The sequence below is a fragment of the Mycobacterium sp. genome (assembly GCF_019247615.1).
Taxonomy (GTDB): domain Bacteria; phylum Actinomycetota; class Actinomycetes; order Mycobacteriales; family Mycobacteriaceae; genus Mycobacterium.
In genome coordinates, this window is record NZ_JAFBAT010000325.1 from 1 (window position 1) to 8,653 (window position 8,653).

Below are 8,653 nucleotides of genomic sequence, written 5' to 3' on the forward strand. Positions count from 1 at the left end.
AGTGTTCGCCGGGCCCTGCCCGGCCACCAGACGCAAAATCGCACAAAATGCCATGCGCGAGTGCGATTTTGCGTCTGCTCGCGAGGGGGTGATGACCCCTAAATCGCCGGGCCCAGTAGGTCGTCGGCGTCGCGGATGATGTAGCCATAACCCTGCTCCGCCAAGAACCGCTGACGGTGCGCGGCATATTCGGCGTCCAGGCTGTCGCGCGCCACCACGGAATAGAAGACGGCTCCGCCTCCGTCGGACTTGGGCCGAAGCAGACGGCCCAGCCGCTGGGCCTCCTCCTGGCGCGAGCCGAACGTTCCCGAAACCTGCACGGCCACAGATGCTTCCGGCAGATCGATGGAGAAGTTGGCGACCTTGGACACCACCAGGGTGGACACCTCGCCGCGGCGGAAGGCGTCGAAGAGCGCTTCGCGTTCCTTGGTGGAGGTAGATCCCTGGATCACCGGGGCGTTGAGCTCGGCGCCTAGCTCGTCAAGCTGGTCGAGATAGGCGCCGATCACCAGGGTCTGCTCGCCGGGGTGCTTTTCCAGAATCGATTTGACCACAGCGATTTTCGTGTGCACCGTCGAGCACAGCCGGTACCGCTCTTCCGGCTCGGCGGTGGCGTACATCATTCGCTCGTTGTCGGTCATGGTGACCCGCACCTCGACACACTCGGCCGGCGCGATCCAGCCCTGGGCCTCGATGTCCTTCCAGGGAGCGTCGTAGCGCTTGGGGCCGATCAGGGAGAACACGTCGCCCTCGCGGCCGTCTTCGCGGATCAACGTGGCGGTCAGGCCCAGCCGGCGCTTGGACTGCAGGTCTGCGGTCATGCGGAACACCGGCGCCGGCAGCAGGTGAACCTCGTCGTAGATGATCAAACCCCAGTCGCGACTGTCGAACAGTTCCAGATGCCGGTACTCGCCTTTGGTCCGGCGGGTGATCATCTGGTACGTCGAGATGGTGACGGGCCGGATTTCCTTGCGTTCGCCCGAGTATTCGCCGATCTCGTCCTCGGTCAGCGAGGTGCGGGCAACCAGCTCGCGCTTCCATTGCCGCGCGGCGACGATGTTGGTGACCAGAATGAGCGTCGTCGCACCGGCCTTCGCCATCGCGGCCGCGCCGACCAGGGTCTTGCCGGCGCCGCACGGAAGCACGACCACCCCCGAGCCGCCGGACCAGAACGAATCCGCGGCCATCTGCTGGTAGTCGCGCAGTTCCCACCCGTCCTGGCGCAGGCTGATCAGGTGCGCCTCACCATCGACGTAGCCCGCCAGATCCTCTGCGGGCCAACCGATCTTGAGCAGCATCTGCTTGACGCGGCCGCGTTCGCTGTTGTGGACCACGACGGTGTCGTCGTCGATTCGCTCGCCCAGCATCGGCGCGATCTTCTTGTTGCGGAGCACCTCCTCGAGCACCGCACGATCAATGCTGACCAGCGTTAGGCCGTGCGCCGGATGTTTGACCAACTGGAGCCGGCCGTAGCGGGCCATGGTGTCGACGATGTCGACCAGCAGCGGCTGGGGCACCGCGTAGCGGGAGTAACTGACCAACGCGTCGACGACCTGTTCGGCGTCATGACCCGCCGCGCGGGCATTCCACAGCGCCAGCGGCGTGATGCGATAGGTGTGCACGTGCTCGGGGGCGCGTTCCAGCTCCGCGAAGGGCGCGATGGCGGCGCGCGCCGCGCCCGCCAGCTCATGGTCCACCTCGAGCAGCACCGTCTTGTCGGACTGCACGATCAACGGCCCGTCGGACATTTAGCGCCACTCCTCTCCCCCGCAAGCGGGTGGTACCCCCACATCGCGGCGTCCCCCGCAAGCGGTCGGTACCCCAGCTGCATCGTCGTTGGCGCGCATAAACACCATTATTCAGTCGTCCGCCGACACCACCGACGTGATGCGGTGGACGGCGAAGTCTCGCAGTCGCCCGGACGCCGAGTCGAAGGCCGCCAGCTGGCCGCCGCGCATGGTGATCGGGGACACCACCCGCTGGGTGGCCACGCCAGCGGCGTCGAGATAGCCGATCACCAACGTCTCCTGGTTCTTGATCGCGCGCTGCACCAGCGACATGGTTACCGCGGGGTCGACGCGGATGTTGCCGAACGGTGCCGCGGTCACCTTGCGCAGCACGGACACGACGGCGTTGAGCGTCTCGCCGTTCGGGCGCGGCGGGGGGCGGTACGGCCGGCGGCGTTGCGGTGTGGGGACCCTGGCCCCGCGCGGGCGGACGTCGACGACGGAGCCCGAGGAGTCCTCGGCGGCCGGGGCGAATCCCGCGCTCCGTAACGCGGCGAGCACCTCGGCGATCGGCGCGGGCGACACGGCGACCGTCGGCGCCAGGGGGCGCAGTTGTAGCTGTTCGGTGGTCGCCGCCACCGCCTGGGCCAGCAATGCCGGGTCCTCGCACCGCAGGAAAGATGCGGCCATGCCGATTCGAAGCTGGCCATGCCGGCGCGCGACATCGTCGATGAGGTAGGTGAGACCTTGCGGTACAGGCGTTTTGGAGTGCCGGCCGAAGAGTTCATGCATCCATTCACGGGTCTTGCCCACGTCGAGGGCATGCCGAATCGATTGCTCGCTGATCCGGTACACCATGGCCGCGCCGGCCGATTCGACGGTGGCGACCGCGGCGAGGTCGTCGGCGAGGTCGCGTCGGAGCGGCCCGGGCACCACGACCGTCAGGTCGGCCTGCACCAGAAAGTGGTCGATCGGTGCGGGCATCGCCCGGTTCATCGCCTGCACCGCGATCTCCGGTTCATCGGGGTCGTCGAGCAGTGCGCGGCCGGCCGAGCTGATCGCACCGCGACCCACAAGGCCCAGTGCCTGGCTTTCGGCAAGTAGATCGGCGACCGGCTGCGGCTGCAGCCGCCTGGCCCAGCGCGGTCGCCGCCAGATCAACGCCGCCGAGGCGGCCGACGCATCGACGCCGGCGCCGGGCGGCAACTCGGACAGCATTCCCAGCAGCAGCCGGCGATCCAGCGGCGCGGCGGTTGAGTACAGCGAATCCGTCAGGGCCCCATATGTTTTGGCGTCAGGACCGCGACTGCCGATCAGCGCGGGCCGGCCCGGTAAGTCCAGCCACGTGCTGGCCAACAGGTGCCATCGCTCGCTGGCGGACATCGCGGAGAACCGTTCGCTGGCCTGGGTCGGTGCCCAATACGGGCCGTCGCCCTCAGCCGGCGCGGGGTCGGGGATGCCGCTGGCGATCAATCCGGCCGCGGCTGCGACCTCGAGGACGAGCCCGAGCCGCGGCTCCTCGATTCCCGTCGCCTTGGCCAGCCGCTTGACGTCGCGAATTCCCATGCCGCCGCTGCGCAACTCGGAAACCGGTGCAGCACCAAGGGTTTGCAGCACCACGTCGAGCTCTCGCAGCAGGTCGATGACGGACCCCGCGGCCGCCGCGTCGACATCATCGAGGGTCGTAGTCGACACGACCGGGTCGGGCGCCGTCAGCTGCGTCGGACCGGGATGCTCGGCGCGCAGCACCTGTCCGACGTGTCGGGGCAAGATCACCGTTTCGGCATCGATGCGTCGCAGCAGACCCATCGCGAGTAGTCGAGGCACCGGGCGATCCGCCGGGGCACCGGGTGCGGCGTCGCGGGTGCGACCCATCGGGGAACCTTCGAGCAATTTGTCCAGCACCTCGAGCTGGGCGTCGTCGAGGCTGTCGAGGAGCTCCGCGATCTGGTCGCCGCTGTGTGAGGTGTCCTCGAGCGTGACTTGCCCGGGATGCCATGGCAACGCCATGCCGGCGTCGGCGGCGACGCGGACCGCGGCCTCGCCCCAGACCAGGGCGCGTTGCCTGAGATCGTCCAGCGCGGTCAGCACGTCGGCTTCTGGTGCGCGCTCGCCGATGAGCGCCAGCAGCTTTGCCGTGGGCACCGGCGCCGAATCGGCCTGCAGCACCAGCAATGCGTCGAGCACCGCCAGCTGTAAGAAGTCGAGATCGTCGGTGGCAGCCTTGACCGACTGACGGGCCTGTGCGCGCGCGGCGAGCGCGGCGATGCTGCCGGGCGGCGGCTGGGCGAGGTCTGGCCGCAGCTCCAGCAGTCGGATGAGCCGCTCGTCGGGCAAGTCGGCAAGCCAGGACCCCAGCGGGATATCCGGGGTGTTGTCGGTCATTGCTGACCAGGGTAAAGCAGCAGGCATGCACGGCGACGACGGTCGGAGTTGCCGGGCCTTGCGCCGCACGCCCGCGTGCGACCTGTCAGAATGTACCCCGTGGCTGACATTGCTGAGGGCAACGAGCGCAAAACCAGGTACGTCGACAACGGCTGGCCGACGACGGACCCGGACGACCACGCGGTGAGCGAACTCGTGAGCGATCGCACCGGGGCGCTGTCACCCTTCGGTGAACTGGAGTTTCCGCTTCCCTCAACCGAACTGCCCTACGTCCACCCGGTCACCGTCGTCAACCGGTAGGCCGCCCGGATGGCTAGGGCCTCTGAGGCGTCCAAGGCCGCTGCGGCGTTGGGGGCGGCGGAATCGCGGCCCGACACGTTGTCGCACCTCGATGAGCGAGGGGCGGCGCACATGGTCGATGTCACCGAGAAAGGGGCCACCAAGCGTGTCGCCGTCGCCGCGGGCGCCTTGCGTACCTCGCCGACGGTGGTGGCGCTGATCTCGACGGGCGGCTTACCCAAGGGCGACGCATTGGCCACCGCACGGGTGGCGGGCATTCTGGCCGCCAAACGCACCAGCGAGCTGATCCCGCTGTGCCACCAGCTGGCGCTCACGGGAGTCGACATCGATTTCACCGTCGGCGAGTCGGATATCGCGATCACGGCGACGGTGCGCAGCACTGACAGGACGGGGGTCGAAATGGAGGCGCTGACGGCGGTCAGCGTGGCCGGGCTGACGCTCTACGACATGATCAAAGCGGTCGACCCGGCCGCCCGCGTCGACGACATCCGGGTTGTCCGCAAAGAGGGTGGCAAAAGCGGAAACTGGGCACGGCAGTGACCGCCAAGAGCGCCCGATCCGCGTGGGTCATCATCGCCTCGACCCGCGCGTCGACCGGTGTGTACGACGATCGATGCGGTCCGATCATCACGGAATGGCTTGAGCAGCGCGGTTTTTCGACTATGCAGCCAGAGGTGGTCGCAGACGGGGAGGCGGTCGGCGAGGCGCTGAACCACGCGGTCGACGCCGGAGTCGACGTCATCATCACGTCCGGAGGCACGGGCATCTCACCCACGGACAGCACTCCGGAGCAGACCGTGGCGGTGCTGGACTACACGATTCCCGGGCTGGCCGACGCCATCCGGCGCTCGGGACTGCCGAAGGTGCCGACGTCGGTGCTCTCGCGAGGTGTGTGCGGGGTGGCGGGCAGCACGCTGGTTGTCAACCTGCCGGGTTCACCCGGTGGGGTGCGCGACGGCCTCGGGGTGCTCGCCGACGTCCTCGACCACGCGCTCGACCAGCTGGCCGGCGGGGATCACGAAGGATGACGCGCGTCTTGCGCGCCGCCATGACCGAAGCGCCGATCTTTTTGGCCGAGCACGAAGAATTGGTGGGCCATCAGTCGGCGGGGGCCGTCGTCGGATTCGTCGGAATGATTCGCGATCACGACGGTGGTCGTCGCGTGGTGCGGTTGGAGTACTCCGCGCACCCGTCGGCGGCACAGGTGATCGCCGAGGTGGTCGACGAGGTCGCCGCGGCGGCCACCGGCGTGCGGGCCGTCGCCGCCAGCCACCGAATCGGCGTCTTACACATCGGGGACGCGGCCCTGGTGGCCGCTGTCGCCGCCGACCACCGGCAGGCGGCATTCGACACGTGCGCCCGCCTGGTCGACACCATCAAGGCCCGCTTGCCGGTCTGGAAGCACCAGTTCTTCGACGACGGAACCGAAGAGTGGGTGGGCTCGGCGTGAAAGCGCGCCGAGCCCACCGCTATTGATTGGGGTCGTCAGCTGCCGGACGGCTGCGCAATCGCGTCCAGCGCGTCGTTTCCGTGAATGTCCGCGCCGCGGATCGCTTCCCACAGCTGCTGCGTGTACCCGATTGTCGACGTGCCCGGTGCGTCGGCCGTTGCGGTGTTGAGGTCCGCGGGGGGCGCGGGAGGCGCGTCCGCGGGAGGCGCGGGTGGCACGACGTCCGCGGGAGGCGCAGCTTCCGCGGGAGGCGCGGGCGGCACGGCGTCGGCCGGAGGCGCGGGCGGAGCATCCGGAGGCGCGGCCGGCTGGCCGAAGGCGGCGAGTTGCACGGGCGCAGCCGGCGGGGCGGGCGCATCCGCGGGCGCAGGAGCGTCCGGCGCGGGCGCGCCGTTGACCCCGGGCGCGTCCAGGGGGTCGTTCCTCGCCGCGGACCTGGGAACGTCGCGCTGGCTCGGAGCGGACAGCGGGCCGCCGCACACGGGCCAGGCGCCGCGGCCCTGGGTCGCCAGCACCCGTTCGGCCACCGCGATCTGTTGTTCCTTGGTGGCCAGTTCGGCGGACGGGGCGTACTGGCCACCGCCGTGCGACGCCCACGTGGCTGCGCTGAACTGCACACCCCCGTGGTAGCCGTTGCCGGTGTTGATTGCCCAGTTGCCGCCGGACTCGCAGCGGGCTACCTGGTCCCATTCGCCGTCGGTTGCCGCGGCGGCCTGGGCGGCCATCGCGATGCCGCCGCCGCCAAGCACTGCCCCGGTGAAGGCAATCTTGGCAACGCTGATGCTCGATGTTGTGGGCTTGCGGTGACGTCCACTCATACGCGCCGGGGTATTCCTCTCTCGTAACGCGCCTGCGAGGTCAGCTGTCGGGTTCGGGTTGGAGAGGCCACCCGGCCGTCGTCGCACTCCGCATTGGAGTCGGCGGCGGCTTCACCCCAAGGAGCCGCAAGCGGCCCCAGTCCGATCACGGCGGACCGGTGGGTCCCCCGTCTCCATCCGCTTTCGGTGTCCCCTGCCCTATGGATGGAGCTCGGCGCGATAGGAAGGGGAGGTCCGCCATTCGGTCGATCGACGAACCCTCGGAGACGCTAGCGCCTTCTGTTCGTCTCGTCACGTCGTGGGAAACCCGGCGTTTCCCCCACGGCCACATGCGAAAAGCCCAGGAACGATTGGGATTTGCGCTGGTCACACCGCGCGAGACCGCAACGTGATTGCGCCGTTATCGTTCCGTTACGTGAGATATTTCACAGTTTCAGCCGCCGGCGAAGGGGGGTAAGACGTCGATCGTGTTACCGGGCCGCAACGCTGCGGTTTCATCGCGAACGGCGACCCCGTCGCACAGATACGAGCATCTGCTCAGAACGGTCGAGAGGCGAGTCCCCCGACCGGCGAGCCGCTCGACGAGCTGGGCGACCGTAGTCCCCGCACGCAGGGTCACCGTTTCCGACTCGGCCCCCGCGGCTGCGCGCGCGGCGGCAAAGTAGCGGATCGTCACCTGCATCCCGTCGGTATCGACCGGCATCTGACTCATTGCGCTAGCCGCCGATCGCGCTCATCGGGCGGTCGGGCTGGATGAAATCCGGGTCGTTAATGCCGTGGCCGGCGGGCTTTCGCCACATCGCGGCGCGCCACGCCGCCTCGATGGCGTCGTCGTGGGCGCCCCCCCGGAGCAGCCCGCGCAGGTCCGTCTCCTTGGTCGAGAACAGGCAGCTGCGCACCTGGCCGTCGGCGGTCAGCCGAGTTCGGTCACAGGCGGAGCAGAAGGCGTGCGACACCGATGCGATGACGCCGAACTTTCCGCTCGGGGTATCGGGGCCAGTGTCGACCAACCAGAGCTCCGCCGGCGCCGAGCCGCGCGGCGAGGGGTCCGGCCGCAGCCGGAAGTGCGGACGCAGCGCGGCGAGCACGTCCTCGGAGGTCAGTGTGGCTTCGCGGCGCCACCGATGCCCGGCGTCGAGCGGCATCTGCTCGATGACCCGCAATTGATAGCCGTGTTCGAGGCAGAACCGCAACAGGTCGACGACGTCCTGCCGGCCGGTGACCGGATCCAGCACGGCGTTCACTTTGACCGGTGTCAGGCCTGCCTCCTTGGCGGCCGCCAGGCCGCCCAGCACGTCACCGAGCCGGTCTCGCCGGGTGATGGCCGCGAAATGGGCACGGTCGACGCTGTCCAGCGACACATTGACCCGGTTGAGGCCCGCCTGTGCGAGCGCGGCGGCACGTCGCGCCAGCCCGACACCGTTCGTCGTCAATGAGATCTCGGGACGGGGCCGCAGATCGGCCGTCGCTGCCACCACCTCCTCCAGGTGGCGCGACAGCAGCGGCTCACCGCCGGTGAAGCGCACGCTGGTGATGCCGAGCCGGCTGACGGCGATCCGCAGCAGCCTGGCCAGCTCGTCCGGGCGCAGCAGCTCCCCGCCGGCCAGCCAGTCAAGGCCTTCGGCCGGCATGCAATAGGTGCACCGCAGGTTGCAGCGATCGGTCAGCGACACGCGCAGGTCGGTGGCGACCCGCCCATAGCTGTCCAACAGCGGGCCCGTGGCCGGTGCCCGCACCGCATCGTCGTCAGCGCCGAAGCCGAGCGCCGGGCCCGCCCCGCGGCCGGGCACCGTCGGCAGGCCCAATGCGGTCAACGTCATGCAGGCACCGCCGCGAATCGGGTCGGCGACTCTACGGGAACGATCTGCTTGCCGAGCGGAATGAATGACACCGCGAGCTGGTATCCGGCGGCCATCCTCTGACCGCCGAATACCTGCCAAATAACGTTCAGGACCAGGCGCATATCCCTCCCA

The 8,653-nt window shown here is 69.1% G+C and carries 9 protein-coding genes and 1 riboswitch; of the genes, 4 read left to right on the top strand and 5 right to left on the bottom strand.

What is annotated here, in order from left to right; translation table 11 throughout:
* Positions 1 to 98 precede the first annotated feature (98 nt).
* Together JO059_RS22815 and JO059_RS22820 are read right to left on the bottom strand one after the other, a co-directional pair.
* Complete coding sequence (locus JO059_RS22815; RefSeq protein ID WP_293323011.1) at positions 99 to 1,748, bottom strand: DNA repair helicase XPB; 1,650 nt, start codon at positions 1,746 to 1,748, stop codon at positions 99 to 101.
* Positions 1,749 to 1,859: 111 nt separating this feature from the next.
* Positions 1,860 to 4,112 (bottom strand): helicase-associated domain-containing protein, encoded by a 2,253-nt coding sequence (locus JO059_RS22820; protein WP_293323013.1) that lies wholly within the window; start codon positions 4,110 to 4,112, stop codon positions 1,860 to 1,862.
* Positions 4,113 to 4,211: 99 nt separating this feature from the next.
* Between JO059_RS22820 and JO059_RS22825 the strand changes: the two genes are divergently transcribed.
* The 4 genes from JO059_RS22825 to JO059_RS22840 are packed head-to-tail and all read left to right on the top strand — an operon-like array spanning position 4,212 to position 5,862.
* Positions 4,212 to 4,412 carry a hypothetical protein gene (locus JO059_RS22825; RefSeq protein WP_293323015.1) on the top strand — a complete coding sequence of 67 codons (201 nt, stop codon included), beginning with the start codon at positions 4,212 to 4,214 and terminating at the stop codon, positions 4,410 to 4,412.
* Positions 4,413 to 4,421: 9 nt separating this feature from the next.
* Positions 4,422 to 4,952 (top strand): cyclic pyranopterin monophosphate synthase MoaC, encoded by a 531-nt coding sequence (moaC, locus tag JO059_RS22830; RefSeq protein ID WP_293323017.1) that lies wholly within the window; start codon positions 4,422 to 4,424, stop codon positions 4,950 to 4,952.
* Positions 4,937 to 5,440, top strand: a complete 504-nt coding sequence (locus JO059_RS22835; RefSeq protein WP_293323022.1) for a MogA/MoaB family molybdenum cofactor biosynthesis protein — start codon at positions 4,937 to 4,939, stop codon at positions 5,438 to 5,440. The genes moaC and JO059_RS22835 overlap by 16 nt, the downstream gene beginning before the upstream one ends.
* The gene (locus tag JO059_RS22840) at positions 5,437 to 5,862 is read left to right on the top strand and encodes a molybdenum cofactor biosynthesis protein MoaE (RefSeq protein WP_293323018.1); all 426 of its coding nucleotides are present in this window, start codon (positions 5,437 to 5,439) and stop codon (positions 5,860 to 5,862) included. Before JO059_RS22835 ends, JO059_RS22840 begins: the two co-directional genes overlap by 4 nt.
* Before the next feature lie 35 nt (positions 5,863 to 5,897).
* On the opposite strand, the gene JO059_RS22845 is transcribed toward JO059_RS22840, so the two are convergent.
* From JO059_RS22845 to moaA, 3 genes are all read right to left on the bottom strand, one after another.
* Positions 5,898 to 6,680: a transglycosylase family protein gene (locus JO059_RS22845; protein ID WP_293323019.1), complete on the bottom strand. Its 783-nt coding sequence runs from the start codon at positions 6,678 to 6,680 to the stop codon at positions 5,898 to 5,900.
* A gap of 13 nt (positions 6,681 to 6,693) precedes the next feature.
* A riboswitch (cyclic di-AMP (ydaO/yuaA leader) is annotated at positions 6,694 to 6,907 on the bottom strand.
* Between the two features lie 206 nt (positions 6,908 to 7,113).
* The gene (locus tag JO059_RS22850) at positions 7,114 to 7,392 is read right to left on the bottom strand and encodes a MoaD/ThiS family protein (protein WP_293323020.1); all 279 of its coding nucleotides are present in this window, start codon (positions 7,390 to 7,392) and stop codon (positions 7,114 to 7,116) included.
* A 4-nt stretch (positions 7,393 to 7,396) separates the two neighbouring features.
* Positions 7,397 to 8,500, bottom strand: coding sequence for a GTP 3',8-cyclase MoaA (moaA, locus tag JO059_RS22855; RefSeq protein WP_293323021.1), 1,104 nt, complete (start codon positions 8,498 to 8,500; stop codon positions 7,397 to 7,399).
* Positions 8,501 to 8,653 lie beyond the last annotated feature (153 nt).